The following is a 19202-nucleotide window of genomic DNA, read 5'->3' on the forward strand; positions in this document are numbered from 1 at the left end:
GCGCGGCTGTCCGCTTGCCGCGTGCCGCATCCCGTTCTCTACCCTCGGGACTGCTCCTCGTGGGGAGCGGCGTTGGTGCCGGCCTCAGGATCGGTGATGACCCGAGCGAACTCGGGCATGCCGGCCGGGACTTGCTCCGAGGAGAAGTGCGCATCACGCAGGTTGGCTCCGTCGAATTTCGTCCCGACGGCGTAGCTCTCCCGGAAGTCCGCTTTCGGTGCCCAAGCCCCGGAAAGGTCGGTGCCGCGCAGGTTGGCAGCACGCAGGTCGGCTCCCCCGAGGCGTGCGTGGCGGAAGTTTCCGTACTCGAAGTCGAGCGCTGTCAGATCAGTACGCCTCAGGTCGAGGCGCGCCGCTTCATGCCGCACGGGTCGGCGCCCGATTACGGTGACGGCGGCCTGCACGGCTTCGTCGGGCCGGGGTGTACCGAGACCGAGCCCCGCATGCTGGCGGATGAAGGCGCCCAGGACGGTGATGACGGTGTCATGGTCGTCTTCGCTGTCCCGCATGATGCGTTCGAGACTGTAGATGCCTCCGAGGCGCTGCGTGGCATCCTCTGAGCTGAGCAGTTTGATCGCCTCGACGTACCGTCCAGTGACTTGTCCTTCGCGGGTGAGCCTCGTCTGCTGTTCCTCACGCTGTTGGGTCTCGCGCAGCGTGGTCTCGAACTGCTTCTGGCTTTCGGCGAATTGGTCTTGCGCGTGCTGGAACTGCACACGTTCCAGGCGATGCTTCTCGCGCGTGTAGTACAGCCCGGCTGCTGCGACTGCTCCGGCGACGATCGCGATGAGCATGGTGCGGAAGCCGGTGACGATGATCCCGGCGCTCGCGACGAGCTTTCCGCCTTCTTTGAGGCGGTGGCCTTCGATCCACCAGGGGCCCCAGACGAGGAGCACGATGAAGGCGGCGGCCCCGAGACCGCCCCATACCCAGGCTTTGGTGGGAATCACTTGCGTGCCGCTGTCGCTGTCGCTCATGGCGGCATGATGTCCGTGCGTGGACGGCGGCACGCCTTGAACGTGAGGGGTATGCGCATGGGTCTGGGCCAGACTGGTCCGGCGTGACCGAGCAGTTCTTAACGGGAGGCCTTTCACTACATGCCCAGCGAGCACAGCAAGCCCACTGAGCCCACCGAGCCCACCGAGCCCACCCTCAACTCCCCAGAGCCGCTTGCCGTCTCGGTGACCGAGGCGATCAAGAAGGGTGACGTCGCCGCGCTGCGTCAGCTCTTGGTCGACCACCCCGCTCTGGCCACCAGTTGGATCAGCCAGGACGGCCCCGCAGCGGGTCGGCGGAGTCTGCTGCACATCGCCACCGATTGGCCCGGCCACCGCCCCCACACCGCGGAGGTCATCGCCACCCTCGTCGCCGCGGGGGCCGATCCCGACGCCCGCTTCGTCGGCGCCCACACCGAGACGCCCCTGCACTGGGCCGCCAGCAACGACGACATCGTCGCGCTGGACGCCCTCATCGCCGCAGGCGCCGACATCGAGCCATCCGGTGCCGTCATCGGCGGCGGCACCCCGCTGGCCGACGCGCGCGGCTTCGGCCAGTGGCGGGCGGCCCGCAGGCTGCTGGAGCACGGGGCCCGCGCCGACCTGCAGGACGCCGCCACCCTCGGCCTGCTCGACCAGGTGGAGGCCTTCCTCGCTGCCCCGGACTCCCCCGCCCCCACCGAGTCCGCGATCACCAGCGCCTTCTGGGGAGCCTGCCACGGCGGCCAACTCCCCACCGCCCAATTCCTGTTGCGCAATGGCGCCGATGTGAACTGGATCGGCTACGACGACATGACTCCCCTGGACATCGCCCGCGCCCAGGAAGCCGATGACGTCGTCCAGTGGCTGCTCGCCCAGGGAGCCGTGGCGCGCGCCGGCCTCGGGTGAGCCACCCCGCCCTCCGACGGTGCGCCGTGGCGACTCCGACCCGAATGCGCTCGGTCAGACCCCTCGGCCCGCCGACGCCCCGAAGGCGCCGTCGGCCGTGAAGGCCAGCTTGGCGAAGCGTTCGCCCATACGGCGGTGAGTGGCGGCGTCCGGATGCAGCTGGTCCGGCAGCGGCAGCTCGGCCGCGTCGGCCTCCCCGTACAGCTCCCGGCCGTCGAGGTAGTGCAGGTTGGGGTCGTCGGCCGACCGCTGCTCCACGATCCGGGCCAGCTCCTCGCGGATGACGCGCAGCGTCAGCTTCCCACTGGCACGCTCATCCGGATCACCCATGGCACTGAACGTCAGCCGTCCCTCGCTGAGGCCGCTGAAGTCCGGTGCGCTCGGGCCGGGCGTGTCCTCGTGGATGGGACACAGGACGGACGAGACGACCAACAGCGGCGTGTCGGGGTGGCCCTCACGAATGGTGTCGAGGAAGCCGTGGACAGCCGGACCGAAGGCACGCAGACGCATCAGGTCGGCGTTGACCACATTGATGCCGATCTTGACGCTGATCAGGTCGGCGGGGGTGTCCCGCAGCGTGCGGGCGGTGAACGGGTCGAGAAGCGCGCTGCCGGCCAGGCCGAGGTTGGTCAGCTCGACCCCGCCGAGGGAAGCCGCCAAGGCGGGCCAGACAGCGGTCGGGCTCGCCGCGTCGGAGCCATGGCTGATCGAACTGCCGTGGTGCAGCCACACCTTGCGGCCCCGGTCCGGTGCGGGCTCGACGGGTGCGTCGGTGCGCAGCTCGACGAGCTCGGTGGTCTCGTTGTGCGGCAGCCAGATCTCGATGTCCTTGGCGCGGTCCGGCAGTCCGGCGTACCGGATGGTGCCGGGCGGACCAGGCCGGGTCTCGGTCTTCCCGTTCGTCATGTCGATGGTCAGGATGTTGCCGCCGCTCACGGAGCCCTGATCCGTCAGGCGGCCGTCGACGAGCAGGTCGTACACGCCCTCCGGGCGGGGCGGGACACCCACGTAGTCGCGCTTGGTGGGCAGCGTGTCCAGCTCGATGACGGTGGCGCGGGTGCGGAAGGCAAGGCGTACGCCGGAGGGCTGGGACTCCGCCATGGCCAGCTGCCCGTCGGCGCACTGGGCGCGGGCCCAGGCGGGCAGCCTGTGCGGCAGGACGCCGTGGTCGGTGCGCTCCAGGTCGAGGGCGCCGCGCAGGAGGTCCGCGGTGATGGGTGTGGTGATCCAGTCGTCGTGCTCGGTGTCCATGGTCGGCCTCCGCTTGCTCATCATCGTGTCTGGGTCATGGTCATGGGCCGGGCTCGGCCATGGGTCCGGGCTCGGTCATGCTTGCCCGGTTGCCCGGTTGCCGGGTTGGGCCGGCAACGATCGACCGCGCGGGCCGACCAGGCCGCGGGCCCCGGTCAGGCCGCAGGCCAGTTCCGCAGCAGTGCGTCGAGGGCATCCAGGATGCGTTCCCACGATTCCTGCGAGTCGGGCTGACTGTGGCTGAAGCCCCCTGCCATCTCCAGGCTGACGTAGCCGTGGAAGACGCTGCCCAGCATCCGGACCGCGTGGGTCTGGTCGGTATCCGTCAGGTCGTAGCCGCGCAGGATCGCCCGCGTCATCTGCGCATGCCTGACGCCCGCGCTGGCGGCCGCCGTCTCCGGGTCGAGCCTCAACCGGGCCGCGGCATAGCGCCCGGGGTGCTCTCGCGCGTAGTCGCGGTAGACGTCGGCGAACGCGGTCAGCGCGTCCTTCCCGGCTCGCCCGGCCAGCGCGGCGGCGCCCCGGTCGGCGAGTTCCTCCAAGGAGAGAAGGGCGATGCGCGTCTTGAGGTCCTGCGAGTTCTTCAGATGCGAGTAGAGACTCGCGACCTTGACGTCGAAGCGCCTGGCGAGTGCCGAGACGGTCACCTGCTCGAAGCCGACCTCGTCGGCCAGCTCCGCCCCGGCCTGCGCCAGGCGCTCCACGGTCAGTCCTGCGCGAACCATGCCCTTCCCTTCCTTAGGCTTAACTGATTCTGCATCTACCTAATACCTTTAGGCAAATCGATAAGCCGTGAAGGAGGGGCCTCAGAGGATGTGCTGGTCATGCCAGACGCCGTCAGACCGTCTTGACCGTGCCCCCGTCGATCACGTAATCCGCTCCGGTGACATTGCCCGCCACATCCGAGAGCAGGAACGTGATCAGCGACGCCACCTCCTTGGGCTCGGTGATCCGCCCACTGGTAATGCCGAACGCCGTCGGGATCTGCGCGAGGAACGCCGCGTGCTCGACTCCGGCACCGGCCGCGATCTTGCCCCCGAAGCCGTCGGGGTCCTCCCAGATGGCGGTGCGCACCGCGCCGGGCGAGACGGTATTGACCCGTACACCCCGCGGCCCGAACTCCTCGGCCAGCGACTTGCCCAGGGAGGTGAGCGCCGCCTTGGCGGCGCTGTAGGCGACGGGGCCCGCCGCCGGGAGGCGGGAGTTGATGGAGGAGACGTTGACGATCGCACCGCCACGCTCGATCAGGCTTGGCAGCGCGGCGCGGCTGACGCGGACCGCGCTGAGCAGATTGAGGTCGAAGACGCCGTGCCACTGTTCGTCGTCGGTGTCGAGAAAGCCGACGGGCTGCACGGCGTCACCGGCGCCGACGTTGTTCACCAGAAGGTCGATGCCGCCCAGTTCGGCGAAGGCACCGTCCATGAGCACGGCCACGCCCTCCGGGGTGCCGAGGTCGGCCGACACGGCGAAGGCTCCCGATTCCTTGAGTTCGGGTGTGATGGTGCGGGCCGCGCCCACCACGCGTACGCCCTCGTCGATCAGCGCCCTGACGGTGGCCAGTCCGATCCCGCGGCTGGCACCGGTGACGACGGCGGTCTTGCCGTTGAGGTCGAGCTCCACGCTTCCCAGCTCCTTCAGTTTCTTCAGCTTCTGCAGACCAATTTTTTGACCTACAGGTACAAAATTGGGGTACTCGTATCCGAGGTTCAGCGTTCGGGGGTTCGGAGGTTCGGGGGTTCCGTCGGATCAGAGAGAGTCGACCGTCGCGTCGATCACCCTGGCGAGACGCTCCGGGCCTTCCACGACGCGCGCCATCAGCCTCAGGCCGACGACCGTGGTCACCAGCAGGCTCCCGAGGGCGCGAGCATCACGGCCCGGGGCGATCTCGCCCGACCGCTGCCCCTTCTCCACCAGGGAGGAGAAGGCCTCTTCGGTGCGGTCGAACATGCGCCGGACCAGTTCGGTCGCCACCTCATCCGTCCCGGCCAGCTCGGCGGCGGCGTTCACCGCCATGCAGCCGCGCCGGTCCGGATCGGCGAGGTCCATCTCGACGAGCAGCCACAGCGCCGCGCGCAACCGCTCCTTCACGGGCCCCGACTCCTCGAGCATCTCGACGAGAGCGGCGGCCTGGCTGTCGCGGTAGCGGCGCAGGGCCCGCTCGAAGAGGGCGTGCTTGCTGCCGAAGGTGTTGTAGAGACTGCCCTTGCCGATGCCGAGCGCGTCCACCAGGTCCTGGGGCGTGGTGGCGGCGTACCCCTTGCGCCAGAACACGTCCATGGCCTGCTCGACGGCGGCGTCCGGATCGAACTGCTTCGGCCTTCCCATGACACGAAGACTAGACGGTTCTTGACCTAGAGGTCAAGAACCGTCCTCAGACACAACGTCATAGGTGCGACCTACGGGCCTCAGGCAGCCCGACGCACGCGCGCGGCCTTGCGGGCCTCAGCCATCTCGCGGGATTCGGCGGTCCGGCGGGAGCCGCCGCCGGAGCGGCCGGGCTGCCCCGGACGCGTGCCCATGCCCCGGAAGGGGGCGCCGCCGCGCTGCTTGGGGCGCTCGGTGGGCGCACTGCCCGCGACGGGCACTCCGGAGGGTGCCTTCGCCCCGGTGATGCGGCTCAACTCGGCCTCGCCGGAGCGCACTTGGGTGATCTGCGGCCGGATTCCGGCGGCGGACATCAGGCGGCTCATGTCGCGGCGCTGGTTGGGCGTCACGAGGGTGACGACGCTGCCGGACTCACCGGCGCGTGCCGTACGACCGCCGCGGTGGAGGTAGTCCTTGTGGTCGATGGGCGGGTCGACGTTCACCACCAGGTCGAGGTTGTCGACGTGGATGCCGCGGGCCGCGACGTTGGTGGCCACCAGGACCGTCACCGCGCCGGTCTTGAACTGGGCGAGCGTACGGGTGCGCTGGGGCTGCGACTTGCCGCCGTGCAGCGCGGCGGCCCGTACACCGCTGCCCATCAGGTGCTTGGTGAACTGGTCGACGGCGTGCTTGGTGTCGAGGAACATGATCACGCGGCCGTCGCGGGCCGCGATCTCGGTGGCGGCCGCCAGCTTGTCGGTGCCGTGCACGTGCAGTTCGTGGTGCTCCATCGTGGTGACCGCGCCCTTGGACGGGTCGACGGAGTGGACCACCGGGTCGTGCAGGTAGCTGCGCACCAGCAGGTCGACGTTGCGGTCGAGCGTGGCGGAGAACAGCATCCGCTGGCCGTCGGGGCGCACCTGGTCGAGCAGTTCGGTGACCTGGGGCATGAAGCCCATGTCGGCCATCTGGTCGGCCTCGTCGAGAACGGTGATGCTCACCCGGTCCAGGCGGCAGTCCTTGCGCTCGATGAGGTCCTTGAGGCGTCCCGGCGTGGCGACGACGACCTCGGCGCCGGACCGCAGGGCTCCGGCCTGCCTGCCGATCGACATGCCGCCGACCACCGTGGCGATACGCAGCTTCAGCGACCGGGCGTACGGAGTGAGCGCCTCGGTCACCTGCTGGGCGAGCTCCCGGGTGGGAACGAGGACCAGGGCGAGGGGCTGCTTCGACTCGGCGCGCCGGCCGGCGGTGCGCACGAGGAGCGGGAGCCCGAAGGCGAGGGTCTTGCCGGAGCCGGTGCGGCCACGGCCCAGTACGTCCCGGCCGGCGAGGGCGTTCGGCAGCGTGGCCGCCTGGATGGGGAACGGCTCGGTCACGCCGAGGCCGGTGAGCGTCTTGAGGAGCGGGGCCGGCATGTCGAGTTCGGCGAAGGTCTCCGCCGCCGGGAGGCCCGGGGTGATGGTGACCGGCAGGGCGAATTCACCCTGCGGAGCGGAGGGTCGGCGTCCCTGGCCGCCGGAGCGGTTGCCGGGGCGCGCGCCGCCACCCTTGCGGGGGTTGGCACCGCGAGGGCCGCCGCTGTTGCGGGGGTTGGAATACCGGTCGTTCGAGCGTGCTGAGCGGTTCATGGAGAACCTTCCTCGATAGGGCACGCATCGAGGAATTCTCGGTGGATTTCAACCGAACGAATTGCAAGCACGAGCCGAAAAAACAAAACCTTCTGTAAACAGCAACGAGCTGGCGCCCGCGCCGTGAGGCGCGGACACCAGCGTCGTCTTAACGCTTCAGGCGTCAGGCGGGAACGATGTTCTCCGCCTGCGGGCCCTTCTGGCCCTGAGTGACGTCGAAGTTCACCTTCTGGCCTTCCTGAAGCTCACGGAAGCCCTGGGTGGCGATGTTCGAGTAGTGGGCGAAGACGTCCGGGCCGCCACCCTCCTGCTCGATGAAGCCGAAGCCCTTTTCCGAGTTGAACCACTTCACGGTGCCAGTAGCCATACTAAATATCTCCTTCGGGGCAAGCTCCGGGACCCGCACTGTGCGAACCCCGGCGTCGCCACGTTGATTGCCCCGTCCGGGAAAACTTCTCCCGGAAATACAAAAGTGCCCGGTGGAATTTATCCACCAAAGGCACTTGAAGTCTTATGGGAACCACAACTGCAACTACGATCAACAGTAGCACGAGATCAGCTTCGCGGCACGGGCAAGCTGCACTTATTTCGCCCGACCGGCCCAGGGCCCGCGCCACATTGCGGAAGCCTGCGGCCTCCTTCTGACGCGAGCGCCGCCGACGCGGGCGTGTCGGGCGACGAAGTGACGATGTACGGACAGCCCGAATGGTCCGCTTCGTTCCCGGCCGCACCCTCGTGCACCCCGGGGGCCATCCTCCAAGTCATGCAGCCTCCACCCCGCCTTCACCGGCCCCACACGGCTCCGCCGCAGCTGGCGGACACTCCTGCTGTCACGTGTAAATGCTGGACAGTTCAATACTGAAACGCACATTCCATTGCAATCTCGTTATGCATTGACTCCTTGACGCCGGGAACACTCCGGGGTTGGCTTTCAGCCATCTCGGACCACAACGAAGCGGTCCGATCGAGGAAGTGGGCGAATGAAAACCCGTATGCGTGAAGCCTCCGTCGCCGTATCTGTGAGCGCCCTGGCACTCTCGCTCGCCGGCTGCGGCAGCCTGCTGGGCTCGGACGACGGGAAGTCACGGACTGAGAGGAAGGGTGACGACGTCACCGTCGGTCTGCTCCTGCCCGAGGCGGAGACGGCTCGCTACGAGAAGTTCGACCACCCCATCATCGAGAAGCAGGTCACCAAGCTCACCAACGGCAAGGGCAAGCTCGTCTACGCCAACGCCAAGGGTGACGCGGCCAGGCAGAACGACCAGCTCGACCAGATGGTCGCCGACAAGGTCGACGCGATCCTGGTGAGCGCGGTGGACGCGAAGAAGCTCGCGCCGTCGGTCGAGAAGGCGAAGGAAGCGGACATCCCCGTCATCGCCTACGACCGGCTCGCCGAGGGACCCGTCTCCGGTTACGTGGCCTTCGACAACGAACTGGTCGGCCAGGTCCAGGGTCAGGCGATCCTGAAGGCGCTCGGCGGCGGCAACCGCCAGAACAGCAAGGTCGTCATGATCAACGGCGCGCCGACCGACCCGAACGCCGCCGTCTTCAAGGAGGGCGCGCTCTCCCAGCTCCAGAACCAGGTGGACATCGCCAAGTCGTACGACACCGATGGCTGGAAACCACAGATCGCCGGCGAACACATGACGGACGCGATCACCGCCATCGGCAAGGACGACGTCGCCGCCGTCTACTCCGCCAACGACGGCATGGCGGGCGGCGCCATCAAGGCCCTCAAGGCCGCGGGCATCACCGACCTGCCGCCGGTCACCGGTCAGGACGCGGAGCTGCCGGCCGTGCAGCGCATCGTCACGGGCGAGCAGTACATGAGCGTCTACAAGCCCTACCCCGAAGAGGCCGTCGGCGCCGCCGAGATGGCGGTCCGCATCGCCCAGGGCCGCATGGTCGAGTACGACGCACTGGCCGGGGACAGGTCCGAGAACGCCACCACGAAGAACATCCCCTCCCTTCTGGTCTCCGTCCGTCCCCTCACTCGGGAGACCATCAAGTCCACGGTCGTCAAGGACGGCATCTACAAGGCCAAGGACATCTGCACGGCGGAGTTCAAGGCGGCGTGCGCGACGGTCGGTCTCAAGGGTTAGCCCTCAGTGCCAGTAACCGCTCCGGGGCAGCTTGAGCCAGCGGTCGGGCGGGCCGGTCACGGCGCGGGCGTCGGTCGGGCGCAGGCCCACGAAGGCGCAGGAGTAGGCGACGGCGTTGTGGTGGTAGAGGTAGGCGGCGAGGACCTCCGCTGAGGAGTCGTCCTCGTCGGGGCCTCCTCCTGGGTGCAGGTCCCAGCCCTCCATGACGCCGTCGCGGGCGATGCTGCCTTGGTTGCCGCTCTTGGGGTTGGCGTAGAGGCCGTAGCAGACTGTGCCCGCGGAGAGCAGGGTCTGCACTCCGGGCATCTGCGGTGCGTAGCCCCAGGGCTGGGTGATGACGCAGCCGCCCGGTACGTCGGTGGCGCCGATGATCTGGAGGGAGTCGTCCATGTCGTACGACAGGGGGTCCTCCAGGAGTACGTCGAGCTCGGGGTCCTCGTAGGGCTCGGCCCCGAGTCGGCGCGCGGCCTCGGCCGCGTCGATCCCGGCCACGCACGCGAGGCCCGTGCCGTCGTGGTCGAGGTCGCCCAGCGCAGCGGTCAGCCGTCTGGCCTCCGTCGCGGCGGCGGACTCGGCCGGGGTCAGGCCGCGCTCGCCGGACGGAACCATGAAGAGGTCAGGGACCGGCCCCGCCAGACTGAGTCTCCCCGGGGACCAGTCCGCCAGCACGATGCGCCACGGGTCGGCCCCGGCGGCGGCCAGGACACGGGCGTTGTCCGCGCGGTCGGCGAGCACCGCGAGCCACAGCGCGGTGCGGCCCTCCGACTCGGCGTCGACGTCGTCGACACGGCGGGCCAGTTCGGCGACCACATCCGGTGAGCCGAACTCGGCCGCCCTGTGCAGAGGGCGGCTGTCGCCCCACGCATTCGGGTCGGCTCCGCGCTCCAGCCGATCGCGGACCAGTGCGTGGTCCCGCCAGCCCTCCCAGCCAAGACCCGCCCAGCCGTCACTCTCGACAACAGCCATGACACTCCCCCTTCATGGTGGCCGCACCGTCCGATCGTGTTGTCACCGGCCACTCACTGAACGCTACAGACGGCCACTGACAATCGTCTTGGGCTCCTGCGTCGTCTGCTGGGGGATACGTGCGCCCGGGCAGTTGCGACTCACCGTGTCGGCGAAAGTCTTGGCCAGGGGTGACAGCGCATCCCAGCGGCGCACCGCCCAACCGGTCCACAAGGTGGGCAGCTCGGGGACGGGGATCAGACACAGGTCGGGGTGGCCGGGGCCGCGCCAGCCCGGCAGGTCGGGGACGAGCGCGTGGCCCAGGCCCAGTTCGGCGAGCAGCAGAGCGGTGTCCCAGTCGGCGACGCTGGTGTCGGAGGCGGGGCTGATGCCGTGCTCGGCGAACCAGGCGTCCAGGCGCGCACGGGAGGTCGTGCTCTGTGGCAGCCCGATGAGCCGGATGTCGGCCAGGTCGGCGGTGGTGATGTGCGACTTGGCGGCGAGGGGGTCGTCGCGGTGGACGGCCAGCACCCAGGGCAGTTCGATGACGGGACGCTGCTCGATGCCCTTCACCGGTGCACCGATCGTGATCCAGGCCAGGTCGAGGCCGCCCGCGATGAGGGCGTCGAAGCAGCTGCGGCTGGAGTGCGCGGTCTGGAACTCCAGGCTCACCTGTGGGTGAAGCCCGCGGAAGGCGACGATCGCGTCGGACATGAAGTGGCGCACCGTGGTGGCGCCGGTGGTGATCCGCACCGATCCGGCCTCGCCGAGCACCAGGTCGTTCAGCCGGCGCAGGGCGTGGTCGATGTCGCCCAGGCCGCCGGCCGCCGCGTTCTGCAGGAGTTGTCCGGCCGGTGTGGGGACGACCCCGCGCGGGTGGCGTTCGAGGAGGCTGAGCCCGAGCTCTCGCTCCAGGCGCTTGATGTGCTGGCTGACCGCGGGCTGCGTACAGGACAGATCGCGGGCGACGGCGCTGAGGCTGCCCGTTCGGCAGACGGCGACGAAGACGCGCAGGTCGTCGAGAGTCATGGAGGGTGAAGCTACAGCTTGGGGGTCTGCAAGGAAATCCGAGGATTGACTTGGGTGTCGGGCGGACGGGACGATCTTTCCGGGCCCAGGGCGGCAACCCGGCCCGGTTCGCACGCCATCCGGAGGGCAGGCGGACCGGGCCGGGTGCCGACCCACCGGCTCACGCACCAGACTTCTCCGTCCCGGGCTGCCCGCACTCCGGTACGCCGACCGTCCCGGGGAGGGCGATCCATGCAGGCGCTCGAAACAGTGGCCATAGCGGCCGCGGCCGTCGCGGCAGGCGGCATCAACGCGGTGGTCGGCTCCGGCACGTTGATCACTTTCCCCACGCTGCTCGCCTTCGGCTACCCGCCGGTGCTTGCCAACGTCTCCAACACCATCGGTCTCGTACCGGGCGTGATCAGCGCAGCGTACGGATATCGCGCCGAGCTCAAGGGCCAGCGCTCACGCCTCGTCAAACTCGGCATCGCATCGCTTCTGGGAGGGATCACGGGCGCGGTCCTGCTCCTGCAGCTGTCCGCCGACACGTTCCGCTCCGCGGTGCCGGTGCTGATCCTGATCGCCTGCGTGCTGGTGCTGTTGCAGCCCCGCCTCCAGAAATGGCTCGCGGACCGCGGCAGCAGCGGCCGCAAGGACGGCGGCGCCCCGATGTGGGCCGGTGTCATGGTCACCGGCGTCTACGGCGGGTACTTCGGGGCGGCCCAAGGGGTGCTGCTCATGGGCCTGTTCGGGTCGTTCCTCCGTGATGACCTGCAGCGCCTGAACGCCGTGAAGAACGTCCTCGCGTCCCTCGTGAACGGCGTCGCCGCGGTCATCTTCATCGCGGTGACGAGCGTCGACTGGCGGGTGGCCGGTGTGATCGCCCTCGGCTCGACCCTGGGCGGCCTGATCGGCGCGCGCGTGGGCCGCCGCCTCTCGCCCGCCGTGCTGCGCGGGCTCATCGTGGCCGTCGGGGTGACGGCAGCGGTTGCCGTGGCCGTGTGAGCACCGTCACATCTGTCGCCGTCGAAACGGGCCGGGCTGCCACGTGTAGGAGGTGAAACCGCCCGACACGGCAAGGAGTTCACCATGGAAGCCCGCTTGAATCTCTTCGGCAGCCCCCTCGCGAGCAAGGCCCTGAAGCACCTCGGGTCGGCGAGCAAGGCGATCTTCTCGGAGTCCGCGCTGCCGTCCGCGACCCAGGACCTGGTGATGCTCCGGGCGAGCCAGATCAACGGCTGCGGATTCTGCACCGACATGCACACCAAGGACGCCGCGCACGCCGGGGAGTCCCAGGTCCGCATCAACCTGGTCGCCGCCTGGCGGGAGGCCACGGTGTTCACCGAGGCCGAGCGTGCCGCCCTGGAACTGACCGAGGAGGGCACCCGTATCGCCGACGCGGCGGGCGGGGTCCCGGACGAGGTGTGGGCGAACGCCGCCAAGCACTACGACGAGGAGCAACTCGCCGCCCTGGTGTCGCTCATCGCCCTCATCAACGCGGCCAACCGCTTCAACCTCATCGTCCAGCAGCCCGCCGGGGACTACCGGCCCGGCCAGTTCGGCTGAGCACCTCGCGCGTGCCGGACAGAGCGCCTTCTAGGCCGCCCTGTTCTGGCGCCGGTAGCCGCCCGGCGCCAGGCCGTACTCCCGCTTGAAGGCCTTGGCGAAGGCGAACTCCGAGCCGTATCCGGTGCGGGCCGCGACCGTCGTCAGCGGGGCGTCGGACTCCCGCAGCATGCGGGCGGCGGTCGTCATGCGCCAGCGGGTCAGATAGGCCATCGGCGGTTCGCCGACCAGCGCGGCGAACCGCCGGGCGAACGCGGCGCGGGACAGACCGGCGCGCGCCGCGAGGGATTCGACCGTCCACGAGGCCGCGGGATCGTCGTGCATGGCCGACAGGGCGGGCGCCACCGCCGAGTCGCCCAGGGCCGCCGCCCAGCCCTGAGCGGCGGTCGCGGGCTGATCGTCGAGCCAGGCCCGCAGGATGTAGAGGAGCAGCGAGTCGATCAGGGTGGGCACGATGCCGTCGGAGCCGATCCGCGGGTTCTCCAGCTCGGAGCCGAGGAGTTGGACGGCGGCACTGAGCTCCGGATGGCGGCCGTGCCGCGTCGGCAGGATGATCACCTCGGGCAGCTGGCGCACCAGCGGATGCGGGCGCCCCTGGTCCAGGTGGTAGTTGCCGCAGAGCAGGCTGGTCGCGGCGCCCTCGCCACCGAGCGTGACCGACCCGATGGGTGAACCCCCGTGATACTCCGCGGCCTTGTACTCCTCGGCCGGGCTGGAGGGGTGGTCGGCGAGGATGTGCCCCCGCCCGTCCCGCAGGAAGATCACGTCCCCGGGGTTCAGCTGGACCGGCTCCAGGTGCGGGGACGCCTCGGGCAGCGGGACCAGCCAGCACGTCCCGTACAGCACCACATGGAAACCTGCGCCCGCCACGGGTGGCAGGCGCAGGCCCCAGGGGGCGCGTCCGTTGGTCCGCACGGACGCCGGGCGCCCCGTGCGCATCGAGGCCAGTGCCTCGGTGAGGATGTCCATCCGGCCTCGCCCTTCCTGGTGCTGCCCGCCGCGGTCGGGCTGTACGGGCCGCCCATGCGGACCGCCCCGTTCAGACCGTCAGGACAATCTTGCCCTGTACGTGTCCCGCGGCGACCAGCTCGTGCGCCTTGCCGGCCTCCGCCAGCGGGAACGTCTCCTCGACGTAGGGACGGATCCGGCCCGTGTCGATCAGTTCGGCGAGCGCTGCGAGCCCGGCGGAGTCCGGTTCGACCAGGACACCGGCGAAGCGCCGTCCGGCGGCCTCGACGCGTGCGGCGAGCTCCGTGTCGCCGTGCTCCAGGATGCTGATGAGTACGCCGCCGGGGCGGACCACGCCGAGTGAGAGGTCGCCCTGGGCCGTGGAGTCGAGGAGGACGTCCACGTCCTTGACGACCTCGGTGAAGTCGGTCGTCCGGTAGTCGATGATCTCGTCGGCGCCGAGGCCGCGCACGAAGTCGTGCCGGCCCTCGCTGGCTATCGCGATCACGTGGGCGCCGCGCGCCTTCGCGATCTGCACCGCGAAGTGGCCGACGCCGCCGGCGGCCCGCTGGATCAGCACCCGGTCGCCTTCCTTGACGTCCGCCTCGCGCACCAGGCCCTGCCAGGCGGTGAGCGCCGCGAGGGGCACGGCGGCGGCGTGCACGTGGTCGAGCGAGGCGGGCTTGCGGGCCAGCTGACCGGCCGGAACGGCGACGTAATCGGCGTACGCGGTGGCGGCGCGGGGGAAGTGCGGCATGCCGTACACCTCGTCGCCCACCGCGAATCCGGCACCGGGGCCCGCCTCTGCGACCACCCCGGAGATGTCCCATCCCACGCCGAACGGCGGCTCGCCGAGCAGTGGGAGGGCGCCGGACCGGACGGCGATGTCCACGGGGTTGACGGCACTGGCGTGGACCTTGACGAGGACCTCGCCGGCCGACGGCCTCGGCCGTTCGGTCTCGACGACCTCAAGGACCTCGGGGCCGCCGATGGACTTCTGGATGACTGCGCGCATGGTGGATCTCCTGGGTTCGGTGCGAGTCGGTGCGAGTTCGCTGCGGTTGATGTGCTCAACCCTAGGGAGATCGAATGAGCCGCAGAATGGCTTTCTGTCTCGGTTACATGTCTCAACGTCTTACCTGTGTGCACCTTCGACCATCTGTGCTCCAGGTCACACACGGAGTGGCGTTCGCCGGTCACATTCCCGCGTCGCGGTCCGTCAGAGCAGTGACGCACTCAAGACGCCAGGCCGGGGCAAGCCCGGCCGGCATCCGCCCGATGGGAGCACTTCTGATGTCCACCGCCTTCGTTGTCGTCACCGTCCTTGCCGCCGTCATGGTGGGTTTCTCGGCCGTCTCGGTCTTCCTGCGCGCCAAGTGGGTCATGGAGCCGATGGCCGACTACGGCGTCCCCTTCGCGTGGCTGCCCTGGCTCGGCGCCGCCAAGGCCGCGGGGGCGGCAGGCCTGCTGGTCGGACTGCTCGTGCCGGCCATCGGCGTCGCGGCGGGGATCGGCCTGGCGCTGTACTTCACCGGCGCCGTCGTCACCGTTGTCCGGGCCCGCTGGTACGCGCACATCCCCTTCCCTCTGCTGTATGCGGCGCCGGTGGTCGGCGCGCTGGCCCTGGGCTTCGCCGCCTGACCTCAGGAGCAACTTCCGCACCACGAGATGTACTTCAGGAGTACTTGAAGGGTTGACTGAGCCCTGACAATCAGTATGGTCTAGGCCAATGAGTCGACCGAGGCGCCCGGTTGTCTCTCGCCCCTCCTCCCCCCACTCAGAGGGAACAGAGATGAACAAGAAGCAGAAGTTGGCAGCCGCTCTGGGCGCGGGAATCGCGCCCGTGCTCGTCCTGGCCTCCGTCACACCGGCCAGCGCGCACGGCTACGTCTCCTCGCCCCCGAGCCGTCAGGCGCAGTGCGCGGCAGGCACCGTGTCCTGCGGAGACATCACCCATGAACCGCAGAGCGTCGAAGGCCCCAAGGGGCAGACGACGTGCAGTGGCGGCAACGCGCGGTTCGCCGAACTGGACGACGACAGCAAGGGCTGGAAGGCCACCGATGTCGGATCGTCGCAGGAGTTCAGCTGGAAGCTGACGGCACGTCACAGCACCAGCACCTGGCAGTACTTCGTCGGCGGCAACAAGATCGCCGAGGTCGACGACGGAGGCGCCCAGCCGGGTGAGACCGTCACGCACAAGGTCGACTTCGGCGGGCTCACCGGCAAGCAGAAGGTGCTCGCGGTGTGGAACATCGCCGACACCACCAACGCCTTCTACGCCTGCATCGACGTGAACATCGGGGGCTAAAACCCTCGCGCGGGTGGGCCCCCCACACCACCCGACCCGGCCTGCCGGGCCCTGGCGTCAGTACGCCGACGGCCCGGCAGTCCGGGTTTTCGCGCGGTGACGGCGCGGAGCAGGCCCGGCCTGAGAGGCTGGACGTATGGCCGATCTGCGCAAAACCCTGGAGACGCACGTCAGCAACAGCTCCGTGGCGGGAGCGGTGGGCCTGGTGGCCCGCGGTGACCGGAGCGAGGAGGTCGCGGCCGTCGGGTCCGTCGACGTCGAGGGCACCGCCCCGATGGCCAGGGACTCGATCTTCCGCATCGCGTCGCTGACCAAACCCATCGTCGCCGCCGCCGTCATGATGCTGGTCGAGGAGGGCCGCATCGCACTGGAGGACCCGGTCGGCGAGTGGCTCCCGGAGCTGGCGTCACCCGTCGTCGTCCGCACCCCTGACGCACCGCTGGACGACGTGGCCCCGGCGGTGCGGCCCATCACGGTCTTCCACCTGCTCGCCTCCCGTACGGGGTACGGCTTCCCGTCCGACTTCTCGCTGCCCGCGCTCGCCCCGCTCTTCAGCGAGCTGAAGCAAGGGCCTCCGCAGCCGCAGGCCCCGCCCGCTCCGGACGCGTGGATGGCAGCGCTGTCCCGCATCCCGCTCCTGCACCAGCCCGGCGACGGCTGGCTCTACAACCTCAGCTCCGACCTCCAAGGCGTACTCATCTCCCGGGTCACCGGGATGCCGCTCCCCGAGTTCCTGGCGGAGCGGCTGTTCGAGCCGCTGGGGATGACCGACACCGCGTTCTCGGTGCCGCCCGGCAAACTCGACCGCTTCACCAGCTATTACGCGGCCGGGTCCGAGGCCGGACCCGAACGCGACCCCGCGAGCGGACTCGAACTGCTCGACGCCCCCGACGGTCAGTGGAGCAGCCTGCCTCCCTTCCCCTCCGGCGCCGGTGGTCTGGTCTCGACCGTCGACGACTGGCTCGCCTTCGGGCGAATGCTGCTCGCCGAGGGGGCGGTGGGCGGACGTCGGCTCCTCGCACCAGAGTCGGTGCGACAGATGACGACCAATCAACTGACCACACCCGAGCGGGAGTCCGCCGGGCTGTTCCTCGAAGGGATGGGCTGGGGCTTCGGCGGCTCGGTGGACATCGAGCCCGTCGAACCGTGGAGCGTGCCGGGCCGCTACGGCTGGGTCGGCGGAACCGGCACGACCGCGCACATCACACCGTCCACCGGCGCGGTCACCCTCATGTTCAGCCAGCTGCAGATGGGCGGGCCCAGCTTCCCGGAGCTGATGCGGGACTTCTGGCGGTATGCGGCGGGGAGCTGAGGCGCGGCAGGCGGTCCGGCACGAGGGACCGTTCGAGGACGCCCGTTCAAACGTCTGAGCAGCAGTTCGAGTACCGGGGTGACCTCGGTCACATTCACGTAGCGCAACGGACACGGAGAGTTTGCGCAAATCATGGCAGATGGATACCGGAACTTACCCCGCCGCAGGTGGTAGGCATGGCGCAAAGGGTGGCGCGGACTGGCTGGCGACAGGCGAACTCGCGCGCGATATTTGCCACAACCGGAAAGCTACTTTCCGTTAAAAACTGCGGTGACGTGCATTGCACGAACGGGCCCCCACGAGCGGTTTCCTTCTCGACAGGAGCAACGAGGCTCCAGGCGTTGGCAGTTGACGAGCAGTAGCTCCGGCGCTGTGTGAGATCAAAGGGACCACAGGTGACACTGGACGACGTTGCCAGCCTCGTGCTGGCCTCGGCAGCGGCGGCCCGGGCATTCGCACCCGACGTGCGCTCCGGTCTGCGGCGCCTTCTCGGCGCCGGAGTCCGGGTGGGTGCAGCGACTCTCATCGAGCGACAGCCTGCAGCCCCCTCCCGGGCGGCAGGGTTGGACGAGGGAGAGCGCCGATGACCGGACAACCTCCCGACGACCGTGGGGAGCGCGCGCTGCGCGAGCCGAGCGACGTGATGCCGCCGGCGTTCTGGGCGTTTCACGAGCTGTACCACCAGGCCTACTTCGAGTACGCCAACGTGCAACTGGGCGACAGGGACGCCGCAGACCGGCTGGTCGACACGACCTTCGTCTTCCTGGCTGTCATCTGGCGGCAGGTCACCACCCAGGGAAATCGCGAAGCCTTCGCCTGGACCCTGCTCAAGGAACGCGTCGCCAGCGAACTGGAAGTACAAGGCCGTGAGGCAGCCACGCTGGAGGCCCCGGCCTCCGAACGCGCCACGTGTGCGGCCTGCGAACCCATCATGCGGAACTTCCGCCAGGAGTTCCGCGCGCAGGTTACCGAACTGGAGGACAGCCTGGGCCTCTATAGGGCTATGGCCCAACTGCCCGAGCGCCAGTTTGATGTCATGGTGCTGCAGTTCGCCCTCGGCTTCAGCACGAAACGCACCGCGCTGGTCATGGGCGTGTGCGAGGCGACTGTTCGCTCCACCCGTCGAGCCGCCAAGCGGAAGCTGGCTGCGGAGCTGGAGCTGCCGATCCGCGAGGACGTCCACGATGAGGAGTGAGACCATCATGCGCCCGCAGGAACCGCGCACCATCGAAGAAGCCCTCGCCCGGGCCCGGATCTTCGAGGGCGACTACACCGCGGCACACCAGGCAACTTCCCGACGGCGCATCACCGACCAACTCCTCGAACTGCGCTGGATGCAGACTCTCTCCGCCCCCCACACCGGCTCGGCCCGGCCCGCCAGGGCAGCCCTCCTCCTGCACGAGCGGGCCGCCGTCGACCTGCGGGCCCTGTGTCAAGGCGTCATCCACGACGACGAGGCCGTCCGACGCCTGGCACGCTTCGACACCATCCGCGACCCAGGTGGCGCACTCGCCTTCGCCTGCCTGCTCGTGCTCGCCGACCGCGAGGAGGGGGCCCAGTTCTGGCTCCAGTTCGCCGCCGGAGGGGGCGAGGCCACTGGCGCCCTGTGCCTGTACTTACTGCACCTGCGGCGCGGCGAATGGCGCGACGCCCAGCATTGGGCCCACCAGGTATCCGCCCTTGAGAACTGGCCGAGCCAATACACGCCCGTGCCCCATGAGGTGGTCGATGCTGCTCCCGCAACGGGCGGAGTCATGGTCTACATCAGTCTCCCCGACGACGGCGCCGCCGTCTCCGAATCTGCGGCCAAGGGCGCCGTCGAGGAACTGGACGTTGACCGAGTGGGTGACTTCCGCGCCGTTCCGCAACCTAGTCCAAAACTGGCGCACCAACTGAAGGAACTCGTCACCGCAGGTCACTGAAACGCGTGTGCGGTGTCCGCTT

General features: G+C 69.3%; 20 protein-coding genes. 9 read left to right on the plus strand and 11 right to left on the minus strand.

What is annotated here, in order from left to right:
* Positions 1-38: 38 nt before the first annotated feature.
* Entirely contained in the window at positions 39-977 is a 939-nt protein-coding gene (locus AB0I66_RS08645) for a pentapeptide repeat-containing protein (protein ID WP_363207028.1), read from the minus strand.
* Between the two features lie 120 nt (positions 978-1097).
* Here AB0I66_RS08645 and AB0I66_RS08650 point away from each other — a divergent pair, with 120 nt between their 5' ends.
* Complete coding sequence (locus AB0I66_RS08650) at positions 1098-1883, plus strand: ankyrin repeat domain-containing protein (RefSeq protein ID WP_363207029.1); 786 nt, start codon at positions 1098-1100, stop codon at positions 1881-1883.
* Between the two features lie 54 nt (positions 1884-1937).
* Here AB0I66_RS08650 and AB0I66_RS08655 read toward each other — a convergent pair whose 3' ends face one another.
* The 6 genes from AB0I66_RS08655 to AB0I66_RS08680 form a co-directional block, all read right to left on the minus strand.
* Positions 1938-3134: a GDSL-type esterase/lipase family protein gene (locus AB0I66_RS08655; protein ID WP_363207030.1), complete on the minus strand. Its 1197-nt coding sequence runs from the start codon at positions 3132-3134 to the stop codon at positions 1938-1940.
* A gap of 155 nt (positions 3135-3289) precedes the next feature.
* Positions 3290-3859: a WHG domain-containing protein gene (locus AB0I66_RS08660; RefSeq protein WP_363207031.1), complete on the minus strand. Its 570-nt coding sequence runs from the start codon at positions 3857-3859 to the stop codon at positions 3290-3292.
* A gap of 112 nt (positions 3860-3971) precedes the next feature.
* Positions 3972-4754 carry an oxidoreductase gene (locus tag AB0I66_RS08665; protein ID WP_363207032.1) on the minus strand — a complete coding sequence of 261 codons (783 nt, stop codon included), beginning with the start codon at positions 4752-4754 and terminating at the stop codon, positions 3972-3974.
* A gap of 126 nt (positions 4755-4880) precedes the next feature.
* A complete protein-coding gene (locus tag AB0I66_RS08670) occupies positions 4881-5459 on the minus strand; it encodes a TetR/AcrR family transcriptional regulator (RefSeq protein WP_363207033.1) in 579 nt (192 codons plus the stop codon).
* 80 nt (positions 5460-5539) lie between these two features.
* Positions 5540-7069, minus strand: coding sequence for a DEAD/DEAH box helicase (locus tag AB0I66_RS08675; protein ID WP_363207034.1), 1530 nt, complete (start codon positions 7067-7069; stop codon positions 5540-5542).
* Positions 7070-7232: 163 nt separating this feature from the next.
* The gene (locus tag AB0I66_RS08680; RefSeq protein ID WP_100598391.1) at positions 7233-7436 is read right to left on the minus strand and encodes a cold-shock protein; all 204 of its coding nucleotides are present in this window, start codon (positions 7434-7436) and stop codon (positions 7233-7235) included.
* A 625-nt stretch (positions 7437-8061) separates the two neighbouring features.
* On the opposite strand from AB0I66_RS08680, the gene AB0I66_RS08685 reads away from it, so the two are divergent.
* On the plus strand, positions 8062-9171 hold the full coding sequence (locus AB0I66_RS08685) for a substrate-binding domain-containing protein (protein ID WP_363207035.1): 1110 nt from the start codon (positions 8062-8064) through the stop codon (positions 9169-9171).
* 3 nt (positions 9172-9174) lie between these two features.
* Here the strand turns inward: AB0I66_RS08685 and AB0I66_RS08690 are convergent, their stop codons facing one another.
* Both AB0I66_RS08690 and AB0I66_RS08695 read right to left on the minus strand, forming a co-directional pair.
* On the minus strand, positions 9175-10137 hold the full coding sequence (locus tag AB0I66_RS08690) for an ankyrin repeat domain-containing protein (RefSeq protein WP_363207036.1): 963 nt from the start codon (positions 10135-10137) through the stop codon (positions 9175-9177).
* Positions 10138-10200: 63 nt separating this feature from the next.
* Complete coding sequence (locus AB0I66_RS08695) at positions 10201-11145, minus strand: LysR family transcriptional regulator (RefSeq protein ID WP_363207037.1); 945 nt, start codon at positions 11143-11145, stop codon at positions 10201-10203.
* 231 nt (positions 11146-11376) lie between these two features.
* On the opposite strand from AB0I66_RS08695, the gene AB0I66_RS08700 reads away from it, so the two are divergent.
* Positions 11377-12129, plus strand: coding sequence for a sulfite exporter TauE/SafE family protein (locus tag AB0I66_RS08700; RefSeq protein ID WP_363207038.1), 753 nt, complete (start codon positions 11377-11379; stop codon positions 12127-12129).
* Between the two features lie 84 nt (positions 12130-12213).
* Complete coding sequence (locus AB0I66_RS08705) at positions 12214-12690, plus strand: carboxymuconolactone decarboxylase family protein (protein ID WP_363207039.1); 477 nt, start codon at positions 12214-12216, stop codon at positions 12688-12690.
* A gap of 30 nt (positions 12691-12720) precedes the next feature.
* Here AB0I66_RS08705 and AB0I66_RS08710 read toward each other — a convergent pair whose 3' ends face one another.
* Positions 12721-13659, minus strand: coding sequence for an AraC family transcriptional regulator (locus AB0I66_RS08710; protein ID WP_363207040.1), 939 nt, complete (start codon positions 13657-13659; stop codon positions 12721-12723).
* 70 nt (positions 13660-13729) lie between these two features.
* The gene (locus AB0I66_RS08715; protein ID WP_363207041.1) at positions 13730-14653 is read right to left on the minus strand and encodes an NADP-dependent oxidoreductase; all 924 of its coding nucleotides are present in this window, start codon (positions 14651-14653) and stop codon (positions 13730-13732) included.
* Positions 14654-14931: 278 nt separating this feature from the next.
* Here AB0I66_RS08715 and AB0I66_RS08720 point away from each other — a divergent pair, with 278 nt between their 5' ends.
* The 5 genes from AB0I66_RS08720 (at position 14932) to AB0I66_RS08740 (ending at position 19180) form a co-directional block, all read left to right on the plus strand.
* The gene (locus AB0I66_RS08720) at positions 14932-15279 is read left to right on the plus strand and encodes a DoxX family protein (protein WP_363207042.1); all 348 of its coding nucleotides are present in this window, start codon (positions 14932-14934) and stop codon (positions 15277-15279) included.
* A gap of 151 nt (positions 15280-15430) precedes the next feature.
* On the plus strand, positions 15431-15946 hold the full coding sequence (locus AB0I66_RS08725; protein WP_363207043.1) for a lytic polysaccharide monooxygenase auxiliary activity family 9 protein: 516 nt from the start codon (positions 15431-15433) through the stop codon (positions 15944-15946).
* A gap of 136 nt (positions 15947-16082) precedes the next feature.
* Positions 16083-17258, plus strand: coding sequence for a serine hydrolase domain-containing protein (locus tag AB0I66_RS08730; RefSeq protein ID WP_363207044.1), 1176 nt, complete (start codon positions 16083-16085; stop codon positions 17256-17258).
* Positions 17259-17841: 583 nt separating this feature from the next.
* Positions 17842-18453 (plus strand): sigma-70 family RNA polymerase sigma factor, encoded by a 612-nt coding sequence (locus tag AB0I66_RS08735; protein ID WP_363207045.1) that lies wholly within the window; start codon positions 17842-17844, stop codon positions 18451-18453.
* A 7-nt stretch (positions 18454-18460) separates the two neighbouring features.
* Positions 18461-19180, plus strand: a complete 720-nt coding sequence (locus AB0I66_RS08740; RefSeq protein WP_363207046.1) for a hypothetical protein — start codon at positions 18461-18463, stop codon at positions 19178-19180.
* The last annotated feature ends 22 nt before the right edge of the window (positions 19181-19202 follow it).

Source organism: Streptomyces sp. NPDC050439 (assembly GCF_040655335.1).
GTDB lineage: Bacteria > Actinomycetota > Actinomycetes > Streptomycetales > Streptomycetaceae > Streptomyces.